General features: G+C 67.0%; 19 protein-coding genes and 1 riboswitch. Of the genes, 12 read left to right on the plus strand and 7 right to left on the minus strand.

All coding sequences use genetic code 11. The annotated features are described in order from the left end of the window. Nucleotides 1-103: 103 nt before the first annotated feature. From ATCM_RS14930 to ATCM_RS14940, 3 genes are read right to left on the minus strand one after another with little or no spacing between them, the layout of a single operon-like run. Nucleotides 104-1,171, minus strand: a complete 1,068-nt coding sequence (locus ATCM_RS14930) for a homoserine dehydrogenase (protein WP_132865268.1) — start codon at nucleotides 1,169-1,171, stop codon at nucleotides 104-106. Further along, a complete protein-coding gene (locus ATCM_RS14935) occupies nucleotides 1,168-2,415 on the minus strand; it encodes an O-succinylhomoserine (thiol)-lyase (RefSeq protein ID WP_132865269.1) in 1,248 nt (415 codons plus the stop codon). Before ATCM_RS14935 ends, ATCM_RS14930 begins: the two co-directional genes overlap by 4 nt. Then, complete coding sequence (locus ATCM_RS14940) at nucleotides 2,412-3,440, minus strand: homoserine O-succinyltransferase (protein ID WP_132865270.1); 1,029 nt, start codon at nucleotides 3,438-3,440, stop codon at nucleotides 2,412-2,414. Before ATCM_RS14940 ends, ATCM_RS14935 begins: the two co-directional genes overlap by 4 nt. Before the next feature lie 69 nt (nucleotides 3,441-3,509). After that, nucleotides 3,510-3,629: riboswitch (SAM riboswitch) on the minus strand. Between the two features lie 117 nt (nucleotides 3,630-3,746). Between ATCM_RS14940 and ATCM_RS14945 the strand changes: the two genes are divergently transcribed. From ATCM_RS14945 to ATCM_RS14960, 4 genes are all read left to right on the plus strand, one after another. Then, complete coding sequence (locus ATCM_RS14945; protein WP_243694029.1) at nucleotides 3,747-4,550, plus strand: M23 family metallopeptidase; 804 nt, start codon at nucleotides 3,747-3,749, stop codon at nucleotides 4,548-4,550. A gap of 147 nt (nucleotides 4,551-4,697) precedes the next feature. Then, complete coding sequence (locus ATCM_RS14950) at nucleotides 4,698-6,302, plus strand: peptide chain release factor 3 (RefSeq protein ID WP_132865272.1); 1,605 nt, start codon at nucleotides 4,698-4,700, stop codon at nucleotides 6,300-6,302. 125 nt (nucleotides 6,303-6,427) lie between these two features. Beyond that, nucleotides 6,428-7,060, plus strand: a complete 633-nt coding sequence (locus ATCM_RS14955; RefSeq protein WP_132865273.1) for a hemolysin III family protein — start codon at nucleotides 6,428-6,430, stop codon at nucleotides 7,058-7,060. 120 nt (nucleotides 7,061-7,180) lie between these two features. Beyond that, nucleotides 7,181-9,142 carry an AsmA family protein gene (locus ATCM_RS14960; protein ID WP_132865274.1) on the plus strand — a complete coding sequence of 654 codons (1,962 nt, stop codon included), beginning with the start codon at nucleotides 7,181-7,183 and terminating at the stop codon, nucleotides 9,140-9,142. Nucleotides 9,143-9,160: 18 nt separating this feature from the next. Here the strand turns inward: ATCM_RS14960 and ATCM_RS14965 are convergent, their stop codons facing one another. Genes ATCM_RS14965 through mtgA form a run of 3 tightly spaced genes read right to left on the minus strand, consistent with a single transcriptional unit; the run spans nucleotide 9,161 to nucleotide 11,353 of the window. Then, nucleotides 9,161-9,592: a CBS domain-containing protein gene (locus ATCM_RS14965; RefSeq protein WP_132865275.1), complete on the minus strand. Its 432-nt coding sequence runs from the start codon at nucleotides 9,590-9,592 to the stop codon at nucleotides 9,161-9,163. Further along, nucleotides 9,552-10,571, minus strand: a complete 1,020-nt coding sequence (locus ATCM_RS14970) for a glycosyltransferase family 2 protein (protein WP_132865276.1) — start codon at nucleotides 10,569-10,571, stop codon at nucleotides 9,552-9,554. Before ATCM_RS14970 ends, ATCM_RS14965 begins: the two co-directional genes overlap by 41 nt. 26 nt (nucleotides 10,572-10,597) lie before the next feature. Beyond that, nucleotides 10,598-11,353, minus strand: coding sequence for a monofunctional biosynthetic peptidoglycan transglycosylase (gene mtgA / locus ATCM_RS14975; protein ID WP_132865277.1), 756 nt, complete (start codon nucleotides 11,351-11,353; stop codon nucleotides 10,598-10,600). A gap of 77 nt (nucleotides 11,354-11,430) precedes the next feature. Between mtgA and ATCM_RS14980 the strand changes: the two genes are divergently transcribed. From ATCM_RS14980 to ATCM_RS15005, 6 genes are all read left to right on the plus strand, one after another. Next, a complete protein-coding gene (locus tag ATCM_RS14980) occupies nucleotides 11,431-12,324 on the plus strand; it encodes an Hsp33 family molecular chaperone HslO (RefSeq protein WP_132865278.1) in 894 nt (297 codons plus the stop codon). A gap of 118 nt (nucleotides 12,325-12,442) precedes the next feature. Then, a complete protein-coding gene (locus ATCM_RS14985) occupies nucleotides 12,443-13,294 on the plus strand; it encodes a hypothetical protein (RefSeq protein WP_132865279.1) in 852 nt (283 codons plus the stop codon). Nucleotides 13,295-13,527: 233 nt separating this feature from the next. Continuing rightward, nucleotides 13,528-16,179: a TonB-dependent receptor gene (locus ATCM_RS14990; RefSeq protein WP_132865280.1), complete on the plus strand. Its 2,652-nt coding sequence runs from the start codon at nucleotides 13,528-13,530 to the stop codon at nucleotides 16,177-16,179. Between the two features lie 177 nt (nucleotides 16,180-16,356). Then, complete coding sequence (locus ATCM_RS14995) at nucleotides 16,357-17,349, plus strand: class I SAM-dependent methyltransferase (RefSeq protein ID WP_132865281.1); 993 nt, start codon at nucleotides 16,357-16,359, stop codon at nucleotides 17,347-17,349. Beyond that, entirely contained in the window at nucleotides 17,342-19,261 is a 1,920-nt protein-coding gene (locus ATCM_RS15000) for a tetratricopeptide repeat protein (RefSeq protein ID WP_132865282.1), read from the plus strand. Before ATCM_RS14995 ends, ATCM_RS15000 begins: the two co-directional genes overlap by 8 nt. A gap of 19 nt (nucleotides 19,262-19,280) precedes the next feature. After that, nucleotides 19,281-20,567: a tetratricopeptide repeat protein gene (locus ATCM_RS15005; RefSeq protein ID WP_132865283.1), complete on the plus strand. Its 1,287-nt coding sequence runs from the start codon at nucleotides 19,281-19,283 to the stop codon at nucleotides 20,565-20,567. Between the two features lie 30 nt (nucleotides 20,568-20,597). Here the strand turns inward: ATCM_RS15005 and ATCM_RS15010 are convergent, their stop codons facing one another. Further along, nucleotides 20,598-21,200: a TetR/AcrR family transcriptional regulator gene (locus ATCM_RS15010; protein ID WP_132865284.1), complete on the minus strand. Its 603-nt coding sequence runs from the start codon at nucleotides 21,198-21,200 to the stop codon at nucleotides 20,598-20,600. Between the two features lie 165 nt (nucleotides 21,201-21,365). Here ATCM_RS15010 and ATCM_RS15015 point away from each other — a divergent pair, with 165 nt between their 5' ends. Continuing rightward, the gene (locus ATCM_RS15015) at nucleotides 21,366-22,274 is read left to right on the plus strand and encodes an alpha/beta hydrolase (protein WP_132865285.1); all 909 of its coding nucleotides are present in this window, start codon (nucleotides 21,366-21,368) and stop codon (nucleotides 22,272-22,274) included. Then, complete coding sequence (locus tag ATCM_RS15020) at nucleotides 22,271-24,745, plus strand: acyl-CoA dehydrogenase (protein WP_132865286.1); 2,475 nt, start codon at nucleotides 22,271-22,273, stop codon at nucleotides 24,743-24,745. Before ATCM_RS15015 ends, ATCM_RS15020 begins: the two co-directional genes overlap by 4 nt. The last annotated feature ends 44 nt before the right edge of the window (nucleotides 24,746-24,789 follow it).

Raw genomic sequence — 24,789 nt, forward strand, 5'->3', positions numbered from 1 at the left:
CCCTTCGGCCGGGAGGGGAACCCCGCCTCACGCCCCCGCCGTCACCCCGCACCGCTGTACATGCCCTGCAGCCCCACATCCGCACCGAGCCGGCATGCGTCGCTCAGCGGCGCACGATCCCCAGCACATCGTCGAGCAATGCCGCGGCGGTGACTTCGGCACCCGCCCCCGGCCCCTGTATCAACAGCGGCTGGGCGCAGTACCGGTCACTGTGGATCGCCACGCGGTTGTCGGTGCCGCGCCCACCGGCCAGCGGATGATCGGCCGGCAAGGCGCGCAGGCCCACGTGGGCCCCCTGCGCGTCCACGCGCCCGACCACGCACAACTTCAGGCCCTGCGCACGGGCCTGCTGCAGGCGCTCGGCCAATGGCGCGTCCAGCAGTTCCAGCGCGCCATCGACCTGGGCCGCCGGCAACGCGGCCAATGCCGACGGCACCAGCGAATCCACCTGCACCTGTTCGGCCTCCAGCGGCACGCCGGCCGCACGCGCCAGGATCAGCAGCTTGCGCCGCACGTCTTCGCCGGACAGGTCGATGCGCGGGTCCGGTTCGGTGTACCCGGCGGCAGCGGCCTCGCGCACGCAGGCGGAGAACGGCTGGCTGCCGTCGTAACGGTCGAACAGCCAGGCCAGCGACCCGGACAGCACGCCCTCGATCGCATGCACATGGTCGCCGCCTGCCACCAGCGCGCGGATGCTGCGCAGCAGCGGCAGGCCGGCGCCGACGGTGGCGGCATCGCCGTACTGCGCGGCACCGCGATCGGCGGCGGCGCGGATGTCGCGGGCACGCACCAGCGCGGTGCCGTTGCCCAGCTTGTTGGCCGTCACCACGTGGATGCCCTGCGCCAGCCACTGCGCATGATCGGCGGCCACCGCCTCGCTGGCCGTGGCATCGACCACGATGTCGCCGGCGACCAGCCGCCCCACTTCCTGCCGGTGCACGGGCTCGCCTTCACCGCGCTGCGCATTGCGCGCCTGTGACAGCACCGCATCGGGCGCATCACCGCAGGCCAGCGCGATGCGCGAGTTGGCCACCACGTGCAACGCCGGCAGGCTCAGCTGGCGCTGCTGCAGGGCCTGGTAGCGGCTGACGAACGCCGAGCCGACGGTGCCGGTGCCGAGCAGCACCAGCCGGGCCTGCGTGGTTTCCTGCGGACGCAGCTGCGCGCTCATGCATCCACCGTTTTCTTGCATTTGGAGGCATCCCGCGACTGCGCGATCACGTTGGCCGCACGGGCCAGGGCGGCCTGCAGGTCGGCCAGCAGGTCCTGGCTGGACTCGATGCCCACCGACAGGCGCAGCAGGCCGTCGCTGATGCCGGCCTTGGCGCGCGCTTCGGCGGTCATCGCCGCATGGGTCATGGTCGCCGGGTGCGCCACCAGGCTCTCCACGCCACCCAGCGATTCGGCCAGCGTGAAGTACTGCAGCCCATCGACGAAGGCGCGCACCGCTGCGTGCGGGTCCTCTCCGTCGCACGGCTCCAGCTCGAAGGACAGCATCGCGCCGAAGCCCTTCTGCTGGCGCGCCGCCACCGCATGGCCCGGGTGCGATTCCAGGCCCGGGTAATAGACGTTGGACACCGCTTCATTGCCCACCAGCAGCTCGACCAGCGCCTGGGTGTTCTCCTGGTGCACGCGCAGGCGTGCATCCAGCGTGCGCAGGCCACGCAGCGTCAGGAACGCATCGAACGGCGAACCGGTCAGGCCCAGCGCGTTGGCCCACCACACCAGCTGCTGGTGGACCTCGGCATCGGCGGCGATCACCGCGCCGCCCACCACGTCACTGTGGCCGTTGACGTACTTGGTGGTGGAATGCAGCACCACGTCGGCCCCGAACGCGATCGGGGTCTGCAGTGCCGGCGACAGGAAGGTGTTGTCGACCACCACCTTGGCACCGGCCTTGTGCGCGGCGTCGATCACGAAGCGCAGGTCGGTGATGCGCAGCAGCGGGTTGGACGGGGTTTCGATCAGCACCAGCTTCGGCTGCTGCGCCAGGGCATCGGCCAGCGAGCGCGGGTCGGTCAGGTCGGCGGTGACCAGCTCGAAATGGCCCTTGGTGGCCAGCGCGTTGAACAGGCGCCAGCTGCCGCCGTACGCGTCATGCGGCACCACCAGGCGGTCACCCGGCTGCAGCAGCGCATTGAGCACCAGGTTGATCGCGCCCATGCCGGTGGCGGTGACCACGCCGCCGGCGCCGCCTTCCAGTTCGGCCAGGGCTTCGCCCAGCAGGTCGCGGGTCGGGTTGCCGCTGCGGGTGTAGTCGTACTGCCGCTTGTTGCCGAAGCCGTCGAAGCTGAAGTTGGACGACAGCACGATCGGCGGCGTCACCGCGCCGTGGGCGGTGTCCCGGTCGATGCCGGCACGCACGGCCGCGGTGACGCGGCTACAGGACACAGCGGAAGTGTGGGACAGGCTCATGCGGTTTCTCCGGGCAGGCGAAGGGCGTTGGCGAGGATCGCGTCGATGCGATCGGTTTCTTTGAGGAAGGCGTCGTGGCCGTAGGGCGAGCGCAGCACGCGCAGGCTGCCGCGCGGGCCCAGGCCCTCGACCAGCGTGACCAGGTCCGACAGCGGCACCAGGCGGTCGCCTTCCACGGCGACCACCAGGGTCGGCACGCCGATGGCAGCCGGGTCGACGCGGTGCAGGTCGATGGATTCGGACAGGCGCAGGTAGGCATTGACGCGGGTGCGGGCCACGTACTGCGCGCCGGCGGCGTCGAGGTAGTCCTCGGCGGCCACGCGCACGCGGCCATTGACCACTTCCGGCGCGGCGTCGAAGCGCTCGCCGAACTCCTCCGGCGTGCGGTAGCTGAGCATGGCGAACTGGCGCGCCAGTGCCAGCCCGTGCGTCTCGGCGCATTGCAGCTGGCCAAGTGCCACCGCGCGGCGTTGCAGCGCGCGCCAGGCCGAGGCATACGGATGCGGGCGGTGCGCACCGCTGACCGCGATCAGCCTGGCCAGCCGCTGCGGGTGGCGCACGGCCAACTGCTGGCCAACCAAGGCGCCGTAGGAATAGCCGACGAAACCGTGCAGCTGTTCGATCTTCAGCGCGTCCAGCAGCGCGGCGATCGCGTCGGCCTGGTCGGTGGTATCGATCGGCGCGTCCAGCTCGCCGTCGGCGCCGATGAAATCCACGCCGAGCAGGCGGCGACGGCTGGGATCCAGCGCGCGGCCCACCCCGGCCAGCCCCTCGGCCCAGCCCTTCTCGCCGAAACCACTGTTGGCGGCGATGTGCCGATGCGCCGAGATGCCGCCGGCCACCAGCACCACCGGCGTACCGGCCGTGCCGACCAGTTCGTAGCGCAGGCGCAGCAGGCGCTGTCCTGCATGACGCATCGCCTGGCGCACCTCGACCTCGCCGCGCACGGCGGGAATGGCGCGTTCAGCGCTGTCCGGGGAAGCGGCGGGGAATTCCTGGGCGGCAATGGCAGTGGCGAAACGCATGGCGATATCCGGTAAGGAGCAGCCATCGAGCTTCGCGGGCCCGTGTTCGCCGTACGCGGGGTACGGATCGAACCATCTTTCGGCAGACACAGTGGTCACCGCAGGATTTGGCACCAAACACAGGCGCTTGCGCGTCTGCTGGTTGCCCCGGCTTCAAAGGGCCTGTCCCTCTGCCGGTCTCGATGGTGGCGCTACGATGCCAGCGCCCCGCGTCCGTGTCAATCGCTTTATTCGAATAAAGAGATGGATAGGTTTCCGACGCAACCAAGCAGGCACAATCCACTACCCCCTGCCTGCCCCCTCACCGTGCGCCCAACCACGCTGCTCTCCCTCCTCCTGCTGTTCTCCCTCGGTTGCGACGCCAGTCCCGGCGCACGCTGGCGCCAGGGCTGGAACCTCGGCGGCGCCCCGGCCATCCCGGCCACTTCCCCGGCCGACCACTTCGCCAGCCTGCGCCTGCAGGCGCGCGGCGGCGGCCATGCGGTGATCGCGCGCAACCTGCTGTCCGGTCCGGTTCAGGTGCAGCTGCGCGGACTGGACGCTCCCGTGCCGCCGCACCTGCTCGCCGCCAACGAGGAACGCCTGTTGATCTGGCTGCCCGGCAACGCCAGTGGCGCGCGCCTGATGCTGGATGCAGTCCCGGGTGATCCTGCGGCCCGGCCCGACGCCTACCGCTACCAGTTGCCCTTCCAGCAGGCGGCCATCCGCGTCAGTCAGGCGTTCGGCGGGCGCTTCAGCCATGGCGACCCGCAGAACCTGCACGCGGTCGACTTCCCGCTGCCGGAAGGCACGCCTGTGCTGGCGGCACGCGCCGGCACCGTGATGCAGGTGATCGCCGATTCGCCCGGGCAGGGCTGCCTGGTCCGGGTCCTGCATGGCGACGGCAGCATCGGCCTGTACGCCCACCTGCAATCCGGCGGGCTGCACGTCCGCCCGGGCCAACGGGTCCAGGCCGGCCAGGTGCTGGCCCGCTCGGGCAACACCGGCCGCAGCAGCGGCCCGCACCTGCATTTCGCGGTGCAGGCCAACACCGGGCTGGCGCTGGTATCGGTGCCGTTCCGCATGGACAGCCCCAACGGCGAACTGCGCTTCCCGCGCGAGGACCGCTGAACGACGGTGCCCGGCGGCCCGCCACCCCGCCCCCGCTGCCGCCGAACTGAACGCGCCGGGCGCGCGGCCGCCGCTGTTGCGGCCGGCCGACAGGTATAATTGCCGGTTCATTCGTCTACTGCTGCGCCCGGGCGGGCGCCCCCGACCATGTCCGAAGTCGCCTCCGAAGCCGCGCGCCGCCGCACCTTCGCCATCATTTCCCACCCTGACGCCGGCAAGACCACGCTGACCGAAAAGCTGCTGCTGTTCGGAGGCGCGATCCAGATGGCCGGTTCGGTCAAGGGCCGCAAGGCCGCCCGCCACGCCACCTCCGACTGGATGGCGCTGGAAAAGGAGCGCGGCATCTCGGTGACCTCGTCGGTGATGCAGTTCCCGTACGAAGACAAGATCGTCAACCTGCTCGATACCCCCGGCCACGCCGACTTCGGCGAGGACACCTACCGCGTGCTCACCGCGGTGGACTCGGCGCTGATGGTCATCGACGTGGCCAAGGGCGTGGAAGAGCGCACCATCAAGCTGATGGAAGTCTGCCGGCTGCGCGACACCCCGATCATGACCTTCATCAACAAGCTCGACCGAGAGGGCAAGGACCCGATCGAGCTGCTGGATGAAGTGGAAACCGTGCTCGGCATCCAGTGCGCCCCGGTCACCTGGCCGATCGGCATGGGCCAGCGCCTGAAGGGCGTGGTCCACCTGCTCACCGGCGAAGTGCACCTGTACGAACCGGGCCGCAACTTCACCCGCCAGGACTCCACCATCTTCCCGTCCATCGATGCACCCGGCCTGGCCGGGAAGATCGGCGAGAAGATGCTAGCCGACCTGCGCGACGAACTGGAGCTGGTGCAGGGCGCCAGCCATCCGTTCGACAAGGACGCCTACCTGCGCGGCGAGCAGACCCCGGTGTTCTTCGGCTCGGGCGTGAACAACTTCGGCGTGCAGCCGTTGCTGGACTTCTTCGTCGAGCACGCGCCGGCGCCGCAGGCACGCGCCACCACCGGCCGCGACGTGGCCCCGCAGGAAGACAAGCTCAGCGGCTTCGTGTTCAAGATCCAGGCCAACATGGACCCGCAGCACCGTGACCGCGTGGCCTTCATGCGCGTGTGCTCGGGCAGGTTCAGCGCCGGCATGAAGACCTTCCACGTGCGCAGCGGCAAGGAAATGAAGCTGGCCAACGCGCTGACCTTCATGGCCAGCGACCGCGAGATCGCCGCCGAGGCCTGGCCGGGCGACGTGATCGGCATCCACAACCACGGCACCATCTCCATCGGCGACACCTTCACCGAAGGCGAAGCGGTCACCTTCACCGGCATCCCCAACTTCGCCCCGGAACTGTTCCGCCGCGCCCGCCTGAAGGACCCGCTCAAGCTCAAGCAGCTGCAGAAGGGCCTGGCGCAGCTGTCCGAGGAAGGTGCCACCCAGTTCTTCCGCCCGCTGATGAGCAACGACCTGATCCTCGGCGCGGTCGGCGTGCTGCAGTTCGACGTGGCCGCCTACCGCCTGAAGGACGAGTACGGCGTGGAAGCGGTGTTCGAGCCTGTCTCGATCACCACCGCACGCTGGGTCTCCTGCAGCAACGCCAAGAAGCTGGAGGAGTTCCGCGAGAAGAACGCCAACAACCTCAGCATCGATGCCTCCGGCCACCTGGTGTACCTGGCCCCGACCCGGGTCAACCTGCAACTGGCCGAGGAGCGCGCGCCGGACGTGCGTTTCTCCGCTACCCGCGAAGCGGCGCATACCGTCTCGGTGGATTGAGGGCGGGGGGACCGCCCTGCGCGAATGGGAACGGGAACGGCTGTCCCGTTCCGGTTCCCGCTCCCGGCCCGTTCCCTGCTTTAATAGCTGCCATCGGGCTTCCCCACAGCCCGCGGCAGTCGCACATGACCACAGCTGTTTCGATCCGGGAAGAAATCGCCAGCGCCCTGACCCACGGGCTGGGCGCCGTCACCGCACTGGCCGGCGGCGCCGTACTGATCACCCTGGCCGCCATCTACGGGGATGGCTGGGAGCTGGGCAGCGCCATCGTCTTCGGTGTCGCCCTGCTGCTGCTGTACACCGCCTCCACCCTGTACCACGCCATCCAGCATCCGGTGGCCAAGGGCCGGCTGAAGATCTTCGACCACTGCGCGATCTACCTGCTGATCGCCGGCACCTACACGCCCTTCACCCTGGTCGGCCTGCGCGGCCCGTGGGGCTGGGGCCTGTTCAGTGCGATCTGGGCACTGGCGCTGTTCGGCGTGGTGTTCAAGCTGTTCTACACCGGCCGCTTCAAGAAGCTGTCCACGGCCATCTACATCGCCATGGGCTGGCTGGTGGTGGTGGCGATCAAGCCGATGTGGGCCTCGCTGGACGGGTGGACCATCGGCTGGCTGTTCGGCGGCGGCGTGTTCTACACACTGGGAACCTTCTTCTACCATCGCGAGCAGGTCCCGTATTCGCACGCCATCTGGCACCTGTTCGTGATCGGCGGCAGCGTCTGCCATTTCGTCGCGGTGACCGCACTGCTGCTTTGATCGGGTGCGCCCGCCGGCCGGCGATGCCCCGCAGGTGCATACGCGCCGGCAACGGAACATGCACGCCACGACAATGAATGCTTCGCGCGCCCTGCACTGCTGAGCGGCAACCATGGGCGCGTGAACAGCCCGTCCGCCCAACCGAAGACGCGCCCCTCACGCTGGCCTGCACGCCCCGGCAAACGCCTGCTCGCCGTGTTGGTGGCCCTGCTTGGCGCACTGCTCGCCCTGTTCCTGCTATGGGACTGGAACTGGTTCAAGGCACCGCTGGAACGCGCAGTGCAGGCACGCACGGGCCGCGCCCTGCATATCGACAACCTCGACGTGACGCTGGGGCGCACCACCACCGTGCGTGGCGATGGCATCACGTTCGCCAATGCACCGTGGGCCCGCCAACCGGAAATGGCACACGCACGGCGGGTCGAGGTCGACATCCGCCTGCTGCCGCTACTGCGTGCCAGCGTCCAGCTGCCGGAAATCCGCCTGACACATCCGGATGTGCTGCTGCAGACCGCTCCTAGCCAAGGCCAGCCCGGCAACTGGGACGTCCTCGGCGGCAGCGGTGGCAACAGCGCGCTGCAGCTCAAGCGCCTGCGCATCGACGCCGGCAAGCTGCGCTTCGTCGACGCCGCCGGACGCACCGACGTCGCGCTCAACCTGCAGAGCGGCAAGCCATCCCACGTTGATGCCGCCCCGCCCCTTCACGTGGAAGGCAACGGCCACTGGCGCGGTGCCGCGTTCACGATGCGCGGCACCACCGAATCGCCGCTGGAACTCACCCATAGCGACACCCCGTTCCGGATCGCGCTCGATGCCCGTGCCGGTGCCACCCGTGCACGCGCCAGCGGCAGCCTGACCAACCCCTTCCAGCTGCAGGTGTTCAACCTGCAACTCCAGCTCAGCGGCCAGGACCTGGACGAGCTCTACCCGCTGATCGGCATCGCCATCCCGTCTTCCCCGCCGTACCGGCTGAACGGCCAGCTCGCGCGCGATCACCAGCGCTGGCGCTACACCGGCTTCACCGGCGTGGTGGGCAACAGCGACCTGGGCGGTGACGTGCAGGTGGAGACCGGCGGTGAACGACCGCGACTGCAGGCCAACCTGCTCTCGCAGCGGCTGGACTTCGACGACCTGGCCGGCTTCGTCGGTGCACCACCGAAGACCGGCGGCGAGGAGTCGGCCAACGCCCGGCAGAAGGCCGAGGCCGCGCGCCTGGCGGCCAGGCCCACCGTGCTGCCGGACAAGGCCTATGACCTCGGCAAGCTGCGCGCGATGGATGCCGATGTGCGCTGGAAGGCCCGCCGCATCAATGCGCCGTCGTTGCCGCTGGATGACATGGACGCACACCTGCTGCTCGACGATGGCCTGCTGCGGCTGGAGCCGCTGGACTTCGGCGTGGCCGGCGGGCATATCCGCAGCACGTTGCGCATGGATGCCCGTCGCCCGCAGATCGCCACCGCATTGGATGCCAACCTGCGCAACGTGCAGCTGGGCCGGCTGTTCCCCGATGCCAAGCTGGCCGAACAGGCCTCCGGTGGCATCAGCGGCCGCGTCCAGCTCCGCGGGACCGGCAATTCCGTGGCCGCCATGCTCGGCAGCAGCGACGGCAACGTCGCCATCGGCATGGGCCGCGGCCACATCGGCAACCTGCTGATGGAACTGGCCGGGCTGGATATCGCCGAATCGGTGAAATTCCTGTTCACCGGTGACAAGCAGATCCCGTTGCGCTGCGCCTTCGCCGACTTCGGCGTGCAGGACGGGCTGATGCAGGCGCGCGCGCTGGCCTTCGACACCACCGACACGCTGGTCGTCGGCGAAGGCACGGTCAGCCTGCGCCAGGAACAGCTGGACCTGCTGCTGCGGCCGCGTCCAAAGGACATGAGCATCCTCGCCCTGCGTTCGCCGCTGCGCATCGGCGGCACCTTCAAGGACCCGTCCTTCCGCCCCGACTTCAAGGCGCTGGGCATCCGCGGAGCGATCGCCCTCACGCTGGGCAGCATCGCCCCACCGGCCGCGCTGCTGGCCACCCTGGAAACCGGGCCGGGCAAGGACGCCAACTGCGGCGGGCACTACGCCCGGTAGCACCCGCCACCGGACCGCTCAGCCCTGGGTGATGTATTCCTGCAACTGGCCCAGCTCGCGGCGCTGCTGTTCGATGACCGACTTGACCAGGTCGCCGATGGAAATCACGCCGACCACCTCGCCGCCTTCCAGCACCGGCAGGTGGCGGATGCGGCGCTGGGTGACCAGCTCAAGGCACTGCTCGACGCTGACCGTCGGCGCCACGGTGACCACCTCGGCGGTCATGATCTCCTGCACCGGCGTGGTCGCCGAGGAGCGGTCCATCAGCACGATCTTGCGCGCGTAGTCACGCTCGGACAGGATGCCGACCAGCTTCGGCCCATTCATCACCAGCACCGCGCCGATGCCCTTCTGCGCCATCAGGCGGATGGCGTCGATCACGGCCGATTCGGGCCGCACCGCGTGGATCTCAGGGGACTTGCTCCCCAGCAACTGTCGAACGGTCTGCATGGCGTTCTCCTGCGCTGATCGGTGCTGCCGATACTGCCACGTTCGCCGGGCGCCATGTGTCGACCAGGTACAAAGGCCGCTGCTTGGCCTCCATGTACAGGCGCCCCAAGTATTCGCCGATCAGGCCCAGCGCGATCAGCTGCACCCCGCCCAGGAACAGGATCACCGCCATCATCGTCGGCCAGCCGGCGACCCGGTCGCCGTACAGCGCGGCCTTGCCCACCACCCAGGTACCGAACACGAATGCACTGGCCGCGGTGAACAGGCCCAGGTAGGTCGCCGCGCGCAACGGCGCGGTGGAAAAGCTGGTGATGCCTTCCAGCGCGAAATTCCACAATTTCCAGAAACCGAACTTGCTGCGCCCGGCGATGCGCTCGCCACGCCGGTACGGCAAGGCGATGCGGCGGTAACCCACCCAGCCGAACAATCCCTTCATGAAACGCTGCCGCTCCCGCAGCTGCCGCAAGCCTGCCAGCGCGCGTGGCGAGAGCAGGCGGAAGTCACCGGTATCGGCCGGAATCGGCGTCTTCGACAGGCGACCGATCAGGCGGTAGAACACCGCCGCGGTCGCCCGCTTCATCCAGCCATCGCCGTCGCGTGCCCAGCGCGTGCCGTGCACGTCGTCGTAACCTTGCCGCCACAGCGCGACGAACTCCGGGATCAGCTCCGGCGGATCCTGGCCATCAGCATCCAGCATGATCGCCGCGCCTTCCTCCACCGCATCCAACCCGGCGGTCAGCGCGATCTCCTTGCCGAAATTGCGCGACAGCCGCAGTGCGGCCACGCGCCGGTCATCCTGCGCCAACTGCTCGATCACCGCCCAGGTGGCATCGGAACTGCCGTCGTCCACGTACAGGATGCGGCCATCCACGTCCGCCATCGCATCGAGCTGCGCGCACAGCCGCGGATGCAGCAGCGGCAGCGCGTCCTGCTCGTTGAAGGCGGTGATGACAAGGGTCAGGCGATCAGCGGGATTCATGGCCCGATTCTACGCAGGCCGCCGGCTCAATCGCCCGCCTCCAGATAGTCCGCTCCGCCCAGCTGCCGGGCCTGGCGCTGGATCCAGGCTGCGCGGCGCTGCACGTAAGGACCGGGGCGGGCCGCGCTGTAGCGCCGCGGCGACGGCAGCACCGCGGCCAGGCGCGCGCTTTCGGCCGCGCTCAACTGGGAGGCGTCCTTGTTCCAGTAGCTGCGCGAGGCGGCCTGCACGCCGTAGATGCCGTCACCGAATTCGGCGACGTTGGCGTAGACCTCGATGATGCGCTGCTTGGACCACAACGCCTCGATCAGCACCGTGTACCAGACCTCCAGCCCCTTGCGCAGCCAGCTGCGCCCCTGCCACAGGAACACATTCTTGGCGGTCTGCTGGCTGATCGTGCTGGCCCCGCGCAGGCGCTTGCCCTTGGCATTGTTTGCCCGCGCCTTCTCGATGGCCTGCAGGTCGAAGCCGTTGTGCTCGGGGAACCGCTGGTCCTCGGCGGCCACCAGCGAGATCGGCACGCTGGCCGCCATCTGGTCCAGGTCCCGCCACTGGTAATGGATCCGGAACCCCCATTCGCCCTGCGCCAGGGCCTCCACCTGCCGGAACAGCATCACCGTGGAGAACGGCGGGTCGATGAAGCGCAACGCCAGCACCTGCAGCACGCTGAACAACGCCAGCGCCACCGGCACCCGCCACATCCACCACCACCAGCCGCGCCGGCGTCGGGCCGCCCCCCCCTGTTCCGGCGCGACCTTGCGCTCGTCCTGCTCCGCCCCCATTGAAGACCCACCTTGCAGATTCCATCGACCGGCGCATTATCCGGCACCGGCCCCCACCTCGCGCAGATGCCGTCCCCATGACCGATACCTCCGACCTCCTCACCCGCTTCCTCCTGCCCGACGCCGGCGTCCGTGGCGTCCATGTCCGTCTGGGTGAAAGCTGGCGCGAAATCCTGTCCCACGGCGACTACCCGCCCGCCGCCGCGCGGCTGCTCGGCGAGGCCAGCGTGGCCACGGCGCTGTTCACCGGCCACACCAAGGTCGATGGCCGGCTGTCGATCCAGCTGCGCAGCAGCTCCGCGCTGCGCGCGTTGTTCACCGAATGCACCTCCGCCGGCACCCTGCGCGGCATCGCCCAGCTGGCCGAGGGCGAGGATGCGCCGTCCAGCCTGAGCGGGCTCGGCGAAGGCACCCTGCTGGCGATCACCATCGAAAACCCGGGCCTGGACCCGCGCGAACCGCAGCGTTACCAGAGCCTGGTCAACCTCAGCGGCGACACCCTGGACGACGCCTTCGAGGACTATTTCCGCCATTCCGAACAGTTGCCGACCCGCCTGTTGCTGGCCTGCGACGGCGAGCACGCCGCCGGCCTGCTGCTGCAGAAGCTGCCCGGCGATGCCGGCGACGAGGACGGCTGGGTACGCGTCGGCGCCTTGTTCGACACCCTGGGCCGCGAGGAACTGCTGGCCCTGCCCGGCGCCGAACTGCTGCACCGCCTGTTCCATGAGGAGCACCCCCAGCTGATGGGCGACAAGCCCCTGCGCTTCGGCTGTTCCTGCTCGCGCGAGCGGGTGGAGGCCATGCTGCAGTCGCTGGGCGAGGAGGAGGCTCGGGCCGCCGCCGAGGCCACCGGCCAGGTCGAGGTCCGCTGCGAGTTCTGTGGCCGCCAATACCACTTCCCTTTGACGGAATTCGGCGTATTGTTCGCTTCTACACCGGCCCAGCAGCCCGCCCCCGAGCGGTTGCAATAAGGGATTGCGAGTTTACGTTCTGGGGAGGACGAGGACTTGTTAAGAAACCATAAACACCATAGGATCAATGGCTCACGCGCCGGGAACTTCCCCGCGCATCCGGGGTCAGAGTGAGTCCATGAACGCCTTCCTGCGCCTGCCGCTTGCCTTGATGATCGCCCTTGGCGCGATCGCGGGCGCGCATGCGCAGAGCAAGCCGCGCACCGACAGCACCGTCCTGCCGGTCTGGAACCGTGGCAGTGGCAAGGTCGAGGCCCTGCTCTACCTGGAGCCGACCGGCGAACAGCGTGCCGGTGCCCGCTGGAATTTCGGCCGCAGCTCGCTGGATGCCGCGTTTGGCCTGTCCTCCGGCGACTCGCTGGGCCTGCTGTGCAACAGCAGCCGCGGCAGCAGCATCAGCGGGTTGGCCAGCCATTGCATGCTGGCCAGCCTGGGCGACGATGACGACGACAACGGCCATCACATCTCCGCCACCACCGCCTTCAACCGTCCCGGCGGCCGCATCGGCGTCACCGCCGGCACCGGCCGCGACACCCTGCCGGCCTGGCTGGCCGGTGGCAGCCGTTCCGGCGCGGCCCGGGTCGAGCAGAACGACCTGACCGTGTTCGGGCAGAAGAACATCGGCAGGGAAGGCTTCGTCTCGATCGGCGGCACCCTGGCCAAGGCCCGCCTGGTACCGCTCAGCGACGCCTCCCCGGCCATCGTCGACCAGTGGGACAGCAAGAGCCTGAGCGTGGGGGGGGGCTACGGCGCCTTCAGCGCCAACGTCATCGGCCGCGTGGTCGATGCCCCCGGCAGCAGCAAGTGGGAAGGCCTCGGCCTGGGCATCACCTGGCGCACCCCGTGGAGTGGCCAGCTGACCGTCGGTGCGGAGAACGTCATCACCCGCGGCAAGAACCCGTTCTCGCCCCGCAATGAGAGCAACGACGACGGTGCGATACCGTACGTGCGTTACGAGCAGGACTTGTAACCACAGTTACCATTTCACCTGATAACAAACGCCCCGAACGGGGCGTTTTTGTTTTATCCATTAAATTCAATAATTTAGCTGGAAACTGTAAATAAGCAAAAATCCTTAACCAATCTTTAATTTCTTTGCTCTCGCAAGTAGTATCGAACCAAGCCTGCGGTTTTGGATCCGCTCTTCGGATCCCCCGGGCGCACTGGCAACACCCAAGCCCACTTGGCAGAGAGAGAGACCAAATGAATTGCAAGTCGAACAAACTGCGCGATGCAGTCGTCATCGCGCTGGCTGCCAGCGTCCTGCCGGCAGGTACCGCGCTGGCACAGGAAGCGCAGTCCGGCAATGCCACCAACCTGGACCGCATCGAAGTCACCGGCTCGCGCATCAAGCGCACCGATGTGGAAGGCCCGAACCCGGTCACCGTTGTTACCCGCCAGGACATCCAGGCGGCCGGTGAAATCTCGGTGGCGGACTTCCTGCGCAACAACGTCTACAACTCGTTCGGTTCGGCACGTGAATCCTCGGGTTCGGCAACCGGCTCGCAGGCCACCATCAGCATGCGCGGCCTCGGCTCCGCCTACACCCTGGTCCTGCTGGACGGCCGTCGCATCACCCCGTCCGGCGCACTGGCCGGCGGCGCAGCCAACATCAACATGATCCCGACCTCGGCGATCGAACGCATCGAAATCCTGCGCGAAGGCGCCGGTGCGGTGTATGGCTCCGACGCTATCGGCGGTGTGGTCAACATCATCACCCGCAAGGACTACGAGGGCGCCAGCATCCAGCTGGGCTACGAAAGCCCGAAGGTTGGCCCGGCCGGCACCACCGGCAGCGCCTCGGCAGGCATCAGCTCCGACCGCGGCAACATCACTTTCGTCCTGGATCACCAGGACCGCGAGATGATGTACAACCGCGAGATCAAGGACATTGTCACTGGTGCCGGCATCGCCTGGCCCACCAGCGCATACAACTCGTCGGCAACGTTCTCCAACGCCAATGGCACGCGCAGCGTCGCCAACTGCGACACGTTCGAGAACAGCATCCGTACCAGCCCCACCACCTGCGGCTTCGACCACGGCGCTACTTCGGCCAACGAGGCGTCGCTGCGTCGTAACGCCCTGCTGGTGAACGGCAACTACAACATCACCGACAACACCACCATGTTCTTCCGCGGCCTGACCTCGGAAACCAAGAGCCTGGGTGTGTATGCATCGGCTCCGGTGGACAACAACGGCAACGGTCCGGGCAAGCTGCCGACGATTGCCGCGAACAACCCGTTCAACCCGTTCGGCGAAGCCGGCACCCTGTACTACCGCTTCACTCCGCTGGGCACCCGTGACTCGCACCGCAAGGACACCCTGCGTGACTACACCCTGGGCCTGCGCGGCACGACCGAACTGTTCGGCGGCGCCGACTGGGAAGTCGCAGCCAACTACGGCAACTCGTCGCAGTCCAGCGTTGGCCTGAACTACGGCATCGGCAGCACCTTGCAGGCACTGATCGATTCCGGCCAGTTCAACCCGTTCGATCCGACCCACCCGAGCGTGGCAGCGTCTGCCGGCAAGATCGGCCACACCGTCTACGTTGAATCGGTCAACAAGACCAAGGGCATCGACGGCAACATCTCGTTCGACCTGTTCAAGATCGGCGATCGCACCGCAGGCTTTGTGACCGGCTTCGAGTACCGCAAGGACGCCCTGAGCCAGCTGTATGACGCACAGAGTGCCGCTGGCAACGTGTTCGGCTCCGCCGGCGCAGGCACCAACGGTGATCGCAGCTACGGCGCGGTCTATTTCGAAACCCTGCTGCCGGTGCTCGACTCCCTGAATGTCACGCTGGCCGGCCGCTACGATGACTACAGCGATGTGGGCGGCAAGTTCTCCCCGCGCGTCTCGCTGGAGTTCCGTCCGCTCGACTCGCTGCTGGTGCGCGGCTCGTGGGGCAAGGGCTTCCGTGCCCCGACCCTGTCGGACCTGCACAACGCTCCGTCGTCCACCAACCTGGCCTCCGAGCCGGATGCGACCATTCCGCACGCCGGTGGTGACGAACTGGCTTGCCAGGCGCTGGCCGCCTATCGCGCGGCATCGGGCAACACCTCTTACCAGCCGTACCCGGTCAACCCCTGCAACAGCGGCCTGCAGTACACCTGGCTGCAGCTGTCCAACAAGAACCTGAAGCCCGAAGAGTCCACCAACTGGGGCCTGGGTGTGGTCTGGAGCCCGAATGACGCACTGTCGGTGGCGTTGGATTACTACGACATCGAGATCACCAACATCATCGGTACCATTCCGCGCGCACTGGCCTTCCGCTACGGCGATCAGGGTGTACCGCTGTACGGCGTTGACCGTGGCCCGGCCATCACCGCACCGGGCGGCACCGTGCTGCCGGGTCCGGCCCAGCTGATCCGCTTGCCGACCGACAACGGCGCCATGCAGACTTCGCGTGGCCTGGACTTCGAAGCCAACTACCGTTACGACACCACCAGCATCGGTGCGTTCACCACCAAGCTGGCCTGGTCGCATACCCTGGAGTTCGATTTCACTCCGGTGGGCGCAGGTACCCAGGAGCGCGCGGGCAAGTTCCGTTACCCGAAGGACCGTGCCCAGCTGGGTCTGGGCTGGAACAGCGGCGACTGGTCGGCCAACGTGATCGGCAACTACATCGGCAAGCATGACAGCGGTACCCGCGCGACCAACTTCAGCGCGCAGACCACCGTCGACGTCCAGGCCAGTGTTGCCACCCCGTGGAATGCCCGCATCACCCTGGGTGTCCGCAACGTTGCCAACAAGATGCCGCAGTTCTCCACGGCCATCGGCTTCCCGAACTACATCAACACCATCTACAACATCTGGGGCCGCACCCCGTACCTGCGTTACGAGCAGAACTTCTGATCATCTGAGCAGAAGCCTCTCACTTTGGACGGCCCGCTTCGGCGGGTCGTTCTTTTTTTGTGGCTCGCAAAGACACCTAGACCCAAAACTGCAGTCACATCCCATGCTTCCGCGGCCGGCTTGAACTGGTTGACGCTCTCACGCAAGCTGTCAAATCAATTCAACCCACTCTTTCCGATGTCCAACGCAACCGATCATCACCACGCGGCAGCGCCATGGACACGACTCTGGCGAACCGGGGTACTGCACTCATGCGCATCCGGCATAGACGGAAACTACGACGATGGTTTTGCACGCTTCTGGCTACGGCAGTTCGAACCACTGCATGAAGGCGCCCGGATCATCGATGTCGGCACCGGGAACGGCGCAATTCCACTGCTGGCGCAGTCGATTTCACAAGCACGCAACCTGCACTGGCAACTGCATGGCGTCGACATCGCCGATATCGACCCTCCAGGCAGCATCGATGCCCGGTCATGTACGTACCAAGGCATCGCCTTCCATCCCAACACGTCGATGACCGAACTCCCGTTCGGGGATGGGGCGGCAGATCTGATCTGCTCGCAATTCGCCTTCGAATACGCACCACGCGATCTGGCGATCACCGAAATCCTGCGTGTGATCGGAACGCATGGCCGGGCAGCGCTTGTCATGCACAGCGAAGACTCCCTTATCCATACGATAAGTCGCAGCCAATGGGAGGCCTGCCACTGGCTCCTGCAGGAAAGCGACGTCTTCGATGCCTGTACCCGCCTGTTGTGGCATATCGCCCAGGCCACCGATGCACCCGCGCGCAGGCGCTTGTCGCTGGATCCTGCAGCAGAGTCCGCGCGCACGGCCTTCAACGCTGCGGCAACCCAGCTGATGGAACGGATTGAGCTTTCGCCCGATGCTCAAGTGCTGCAAACCACCGCACAGGCCTTGGGACGCATGCTGCAGCAGCCATGGCAATCACCTGACGATGCCACGACGGCAGTACAAGCGTTGCGCGCATGGGCACAGGATGAACAAGCACGTCTGGGTCTGATGCTGGAAGCGGTGCTGGATGGGGCAGCACTCCAGGATGTCGTGCAGCGGTTCGCTGCCAGCGGCCTTCCCTGTCGAACCGGCAAGCTGATGTACCGGGACACGATGCCAATGGGCTGGACGCTGGAGATCGGTCATGAGTGAAGCCGCGCATGCCCGAGAGCTGCATGCGGCCGGGCAGCTGGACGCCGCCGCCGACGCGTATCGAAATGCGCTGAACGCTACTCCCGATGATCGCAGGCTTCGCCGGGACTATGGCGTGCTGCTGATGCAAGGTGGAAAGCAGGCCGAGGCGATACTCCTGCTTGATCGGCCTGAAGTCATCGTGGCGGCCGACGCCGATCTACTCTGCATCCTGGCCCTGTGCCTGCGGGCAACCGGTCGGTACACGCGGGCCATCGAGGTCGCCCGACAGATCACGTCCATGGATCCCGACAGCTCACTCGGCTGGCTACTGCTGGGAAGTGCACTGCACTCCATGGGCGCGGCAGCAGCCGCACGAGCTCCACTGCAGCAGGCGCTCACGCTGGAACCTGACTTCGGCGAAGCTTGGCACTATCTTGGAGAATCGCTGCAGGCCCTGCGCCGTTGGGATGAAGCTATCCATGCCTACCGACAGGCAGCCAGGCAGCAACCGACCGAGGTGCTCAACATCGCCCTCTGCCATATGCTCGCCGGTCGGACGCAGGCTGCATTGCACGACTTCGAGGCAGCCGCGCGCATGATGCCCGGACGCGCCGATGTGTTGGCACAACTGGCACATTGCCAAGCGATGATGTGCCTGCATGATCGGCAACAGGACAGCGTGCATGCGCTGTCTGCATTGCTCTCGGACAAGCAGGCCATCCCCGCTGCACCGGAGCCTTTCCTGCTCTCCACCTTGGCGATCCCGGAGCCACTCAAGGCCGAGGCCATCCGACGCCATGGCCAGGCCATCGCCAGCAGCCACGCCACGACCCCGCGGTGCAGCATCGGAGTCCGGCCCGCCCAACCGATGCAGCGGATACGCATCGGTTACCTGTCCGCCGACTTTGGTGAACATGCCGTCGGCACATTGGTGAGCCGCCATTTCGCCGCGCATGACCGTTCCCGCTTCGAGGTGTTTGGTTACTCGTTGAGCAACGAGCTCCCTTCACCCGGACTGATAGAGGGATTTGACCGGTTCCTTGATGCCGCCACGCTGGACGACGCCAGCCTTGCCGCGCATATCGCCGAAGACCGGATCGATGTACTCATCGACATGGCCGGCTTCACCCTGGGTGCACGCCCGGGCGTTCTATGCCGACGGCCTGCTCCCCTCCAATGGGGCTGGCTGGGCTTCGTGCACGGGCAGCACGCCACATGGCTGGATGGGGTGTTGCTGGACGCAAACATCCAGCCTGTCGACGCCGAATGGCTCTACACGGACAGGATCATCCGCCTGCAGGGCACATTGTTCCCTGCGGCTCCGGTGCGCCGCGGTATCCGTGACCGTGCACGCTTCTGCCTGCCCGAGAATGCGGTTGTACTGGCCAGCTTCAACAACACCTACAAGCTATCCGCCGCATTGATCCACAGTTGGAGCAGGATTCTCACCCAAGCCGATGAGGCGCACCTGATGGTGTACCTACCGGCCGCGGCGCGCCCGGGCTTCCTCGTGCAGTGGAGGGCATGCAATGGCCCCGAAGATCGCCTGCACCTGGTGGACAAGATCGACCTGGAAGCACAATCCGACCGCGCTGCCACCTGTGACCTCTTCCTCGACGCCTTCCAGTACCAAGCCGGCGCGACCGCGATCCATGCCATTGGCAACGACCTGCCGGTACTGAGCATCGACGGTCCGCAGCCGCTGTCCCGGCTCAGTGCCAGCCTCAATCGTTTCCTTGGCATGGACGCGCTGGTTTGTCGCGATGTCGGGGACTACATTGAACGCGCGGTCCGACTGGCTCGATCCCCGGACGCGCTGCACACCCTCCGGGACCACCTGCGTCGACAAGTGAGCAAACATGGTCTGTTCGACCCGCGTCGATCAGCCGCTGCCATCGAGACCGCCATACTCCAGCATCTGAGCCACTGAACGCCTCCCACATACCCTTATGCCCGCCCCCGCGACCAGCACAGAGCAGATACGCGCACTGATCCAACAAGGACAGATGGAAACGGCAAGGCTGCTGCTGGACCAAGCGTTGTCCCTCACGCCCCATGATCCCGAACAACGCTTCCTGCGTGGCATGCTGCATGTGATCGCCCAGCGCAACCTGCAGGCATTGGAGGATTTCGACGTAGCGCTACAGGTCGCACCGCATGTGCCTCCTCTGCTGTTCAATCGCGGTTTGGTGTTTTTCCGCATGGAGCGAATGGAACAGGCACTGGCCGACTTTGAACTGCTTAGCCACCTGGAGCCGGCCAGTGCAGACACATGGACCAACATTGGGCTGATCCATGCACGTTCCGGCCGGCCACAGGCTGCATTGGAAAACCTGCAGCGTGCCGAACGCCTGCGTCCCGGCGATCCCGTCATCCTGCGAGGCATCGCCAATGCATTGCGCGAGACCGGGCAGTTACAGGCCGCGGCCGATGTCCACCAAAGGGTGATGTCTGCCACGCCCAACGACCCGGCTGCCCTGACCGACTATGCCCTGTGCCTGTTGGCACAGGGCGATATCCAACGGGCCGACACTCTCTATCAGCGTGTACTGCAATTCGATCCCGGCGACCAGACCGCCCTTGCCGGGCTGTACATGACCGGCAAGGAGCTTGGCGACCATGCCCGCGTGGAGCAGTTGATGGACTACAACCATCTGCTGGATAGTGACGATGCGTTGGCCGATGCAATGATTGACCTGTCAGCGCTGCGCGAACTCACCCTGGCACATGAAGATCTGATCTGGGAGCCCGCCGGCCGCTCCACTTCACGCGGGCGGCAAAGCCCGATGCTCGACCTGTCGCATGATCCCGAACTGCGGCGATTCGAACAGTTGTTACTGAAGGCCGTCCAGTCACGCATGCGCGCATTGAACGCTGCCGCTCGCCTGTCCAACCACCCGTGGATGAGGAGCCATCCCCCTCGTTGGCGACTGCAATCATGGATCACGGTGCTGGACCAGGGCGGCCACCAAGCTCCGCACATCCATCCAGCCGGCTGGCTCAGTGGCGTGTTCTACGTGGATGCGGGTCAGCCGACCACGCCGGCAGCCGGCAATCTGCTGTTCGGCCACCCGCAGGAGGGGCTTCCGTTCCAGAGCCCGGACCTGGAGCACCGGCTGGTGCCGGGTTCAGGGACGCTGGTGACGTTCCCGTCGTACTTTTTCCACAATACGGTGGCCTACCAAGGGCCCTCGCCACGGATCAGCATCGCCTTCGACGTGATCCCCGTCCGCTGACAACCCGCCTATCGGCTCGCGTTGATGCCGTCAGTTGCCCGGGATCAACGTCTCGATCACGTGCTCGACGTAGGCCTCGAAGTCCTCGCGGGCCTGCTTGGGCTGCTGCAGCTGCAGCGACAGCTGCAGGAAGCCGACATAGGCGGCATAGGCCAGGCGCGCGCGATGGCGGGCATCGGTGGAACTCAGGCCGGCCTGGCGGAACGAGGCGATCAGGTATTCCATGCGCCGCTGCGACACGCGGTCGATGACCGGGCGCACCATCGGGTTGTCCAGCGCCTTGAGCAGTTCGCTGTAGATCACGTGCGGGGTGACCTCGTGCGCGACCAGCTGGAACAGCGCACGCAGGCGCGTGCGCGGGTCGGGGACTTCTTCCAGGCTGCCGAAGACCTGCTGCTGCTCGACCACTTCCCAGCGCTCCAGCGCCGCCTGCAGCAGTGCATCGCGCGAGGGGAAGTGCCAGTAGAAGCTGCCCTTGGTCACGCCCAGGCGCCGGGCCAGCGGCTCGACCGCCACCGCACCCACCCCCTGCTCTGCGATCAGGTCCAGCGCTGCCTGTGCCCAATCATCCGCACTGAGGCGGCTGTGCCGCGCGCCGCGGGCGTCCGCGGAAGAAGCTGTCGTGTCATTCATGCGCAGATTTAACCATACGGCGGGGACTGGTTGCAGTACGCACGAGGGATATATCCGCACAAAGTGCACTTACGGCCGGTCCCCGGAAAGCCCGTCACCGCGGGATAACCGGCTTCCATACCGAAGGGTATTGACAGTCATCGCACGCAATCCATACCATCGGGTATGGTCAACATGCCCTCTTCCCCGTCGCGCAGCGAAGACATCCGCCTGGATGGCGCCCACGGCGCGACCCTGGCGGCCACGCGCTGGCCCGGCAAGCGCCCGCCGATCCTGTTCGCGCATGGCTTCGGCCAGACCCGTGGCGCCTGGACCAGCACCGCCGAGGCCCTCAACGCGGCCGGCTATGCCGCGCTCAGCCACGACGCCCGCGGCCATGGCGGCTCGGACTGGAACGCCGCCGACCTGCCCTATCACGGCGAACAGTTCACCGACGACCTGATCGTGGTGGCCGGCGAGCTGAGCCGCCCGCCGGTGCTGGTCGCCGCCTCGATGGGGGGGCTGTTCGGCCTGATGGCCGAAGCCCGTTGGCCGGGGCTGTTCTCGGCAATGGTGCTGGTGGACATCACCCCCCGCTGGGAAACCCGCGGCGTGGAGCGCATCCTGGCCTTCATGAGCGCGCATCCGGAGGGCTTCGCCTCGCTGGAAGCCGCCGCCGACAGCATCGCCACCTACATGCCGCACCGCCCGCGCAAGAGCGAGGATGCACTACGCGCGCTGTTGCGCCCCACCACCGACGGCCGCTGGAGCTGGCACTGGGACCCGCGCCTGGTCCAGGAACTGGCCCGCGACAGCGAGCAGCACCAGGACGCCATCGCCGATGCGGCGCGGCGCGTGCAGTGCCCGCTGCTGCTGATCAGCGGCGGCCGCAGCGACCTGGTCTCGCCGCAGACCGTCGAGGAATTCATGACACTGGTGCCGCATGCGCAGCACGTGCATCTGCCCGAGGCCACCCACATGGTCGCCGGCGATGACAACAACGCGTTTACCGCCGCCGTGTTGAACTATCTGGACGCACTGCCTTCTGCCGCAGCGTCCGCCCGAACCGAGCACGTTACCGGAGCAAGCCAATGAGCATCGTCGTCCCCTTCCTGGCCCTGCTGCTCGCAGGCGCCTTCGTCGCCTACCACCGCATGCGGCTGGTCATCTGGACCGCCATCAGTGCGGTGCTGCTGGGCATCTGCTGGTTCGCCGGCGTCCACCAGACCGCCATCCTCGTGGCCGCCGCGATCCTGGCCCTGGTCAGCGTGCCGGTGCTGCTGCCGTTCCTGCGCAAGCCGCTGATCACCGCCCCGTTCATGGGCGTGTTCCGCAAGGTGTTGCCGCCGCTGTCCAAGACCGAGCGCATCGCGCTGGAAACCGGCTCGGTCGGCTTCGAGGGCGAGCTGTTCACCGGTGACCCGGACTGGAACATCCTGCTCAACTATCCCAAGCCGCAGCTCACCGACGAGGAACAGGCCTTCCTGGATGGCCCGGTCGAGGAACTGTGCCGGATGGTCAACGACTTCGAGATCACCCACGTCCACGCCGACCTGCCGCCGGAGCTGTGGGACTACATCAAGAAGAACCGGTTCTTCGGCATGATCATCCCGAAGGAATACGGCGGCCTGGGCTTCAGCGCGCTGGCCCACCACAAGGTGATCCAGAAGCTGGCGTCGGTATCGAGCGTGGTCAGCTCCACCGTCGGCGTGCCCAACTCGCTGGGCCCGGGTGAACTGCTCAACCACTACGGCACCAAGGAACAGAAGGATTACTACCTGCCGCGCCTGGCGATCGGCCAGGAAGTACCGTGCTTCGGCCTGACCGGCCCGTTCGCCGGCTCCGACGCCACCTCCATCCCCGACTTCGGCATCGTCTGCAAGGGCCAGTGGAAGGGCGAGGAAGTGCTGGGCGTCAAGCTGACCTTCGACAAGCGCTACATCACCCTGGCCCCGGTGGCCACGCTGATCGGCATGGCCTTCCGCATGTATGACCCGGACGGCCTGCTCGGCGACACCAAGGACATCGGCATCACCCTGGCGCTACTGCCGCGTGACACCGCCGGCGTGGAGATCGGCCGCCGCCACTTCCCGCTGAACTCCACGTTCCAGAACGGCCCGATCCGCGGCAAAGATGTCTTCATCCCGCTGACCCAGCTGATCGGCGGCGCCGAGAAGCGCGGCCTGGGCTGGAACATGCTCAACGAGTGCCTGGCCGTGGGCCGCTCCATCACCCTGCCCTCGACCGCTTCGGGCGGCGCCAAGGCAGGCGCGGTGGTGACCGGTGCCTACGCGCGCATCCGCAAGCAGTTCGGCCTGTCGGTCGGCCGCTTCGAAGGCGTGGAAGAGGCGCTGGCGCGCATCGGCGGCAAGGCCTACAAGATCAGCGCGCTGTCGCAGGCCACCGCCGCGGCGGTTGACCGTGGCGACGTGCCGTCGGTGCCGTCGGCGATTGCCAAGTACCACTGCACCAACATGAGCCGCGAAGTCATTTCCGACGTGATGGACGTGATCGGCGGCAAGGGCATCATCCTGGGGCCGCGCAACTTCGCCGGCCGCAGCTGGCAGGCCGCGCCGATCGCCATCACGGTGGAAGGCGCCAACATCATGACCCGCTCGCTGCTGATCTTCGGCCAGGGCGCGATCCTCTGCCACCCGTGGGTGCTCAAGGAAATGAAGGCCGCCCAGGACGAGGACCGCAAGGCCGGCCTGCGCGAGTTCGACCAGGCCCTGTTCGGCCATGTCCGCTTCGGCATTTCCAACGCCGTGCGCTCGCTGTGGTTCGGCCTGACCGGCGCCCGCTTCGGCGCGGCCCCCGGTGACGCCTACACCCGCCGCTATTTCCGCAAGCTGGACCGCTACTCGGCCAACCTGGCGCTGATGGCCGACATCTCGATGATGACGCTGGGCGGCAAGCTGAAGTTCAAGGAGTCGCTGTCCGGCCGCCTGGGGGATGTGCTCAGCCACATCTACATGACCAGCGCCATGCTCAAGCGCTACCACGACGAAGGCGCACCGCAGGCCGACCAGCCGCTGCTGGCCTGGGCCTTCCACGACAGCGTGCACAAGATCGAGGAATCGCTGTCCGCTGCCCTGCGCAACTTCCCGATCCGTCCGATCGGCTGGCTGATGTGGGCCCTGATCTTCCCGTTCGGCCGCCGCGCCGAGGCACCGGGCGACCGCCTGAGCCGCCGCGTCGCCGCCACCCTGATGGCACCGGGCGAGGCCCGTGACCGCCTGGCCCACGGCGTGTTCCTGACCCCGTGCGATAACAACCCGGGTGGCCGCATCAACAGCTACCTGTCCAAGGCGATCATGGCCGAGCCGGTGGAGCGCAAGTTCCTCAAGGCGCTCAAGACCAAGGGCATCGAGGCGCTGACCTTTGCCACCCAGCTGGACGAGGCCGTGGCCGAGGGCGTGATCACCCAGGACGAGCGCAAGCTGCTGGAAGAGCTGCGCGAACTCACCATGGACACGATCACCGTGGACGACTTCGATCCGCACGAACTGCGTTCGGCCGGCTACTACGACCTGCCGGGCAAGCAGCGCCCGCAGCAGGCCGCCTAAGCCAGCGACAATGCGACAACGACGGCGGGCCTGGTGCCCGCCGT

The organism is Stenotrophomonas sp. ATCM1_4 (genome assembly GCF_004348115.1).
GTDB lineage: Bacteria > Pseudomonadota > Gammaproteobacteria > Xanthomonadales > Xanthomonadaceae > Stenotrophomonas > Stenotrophomonas capsici.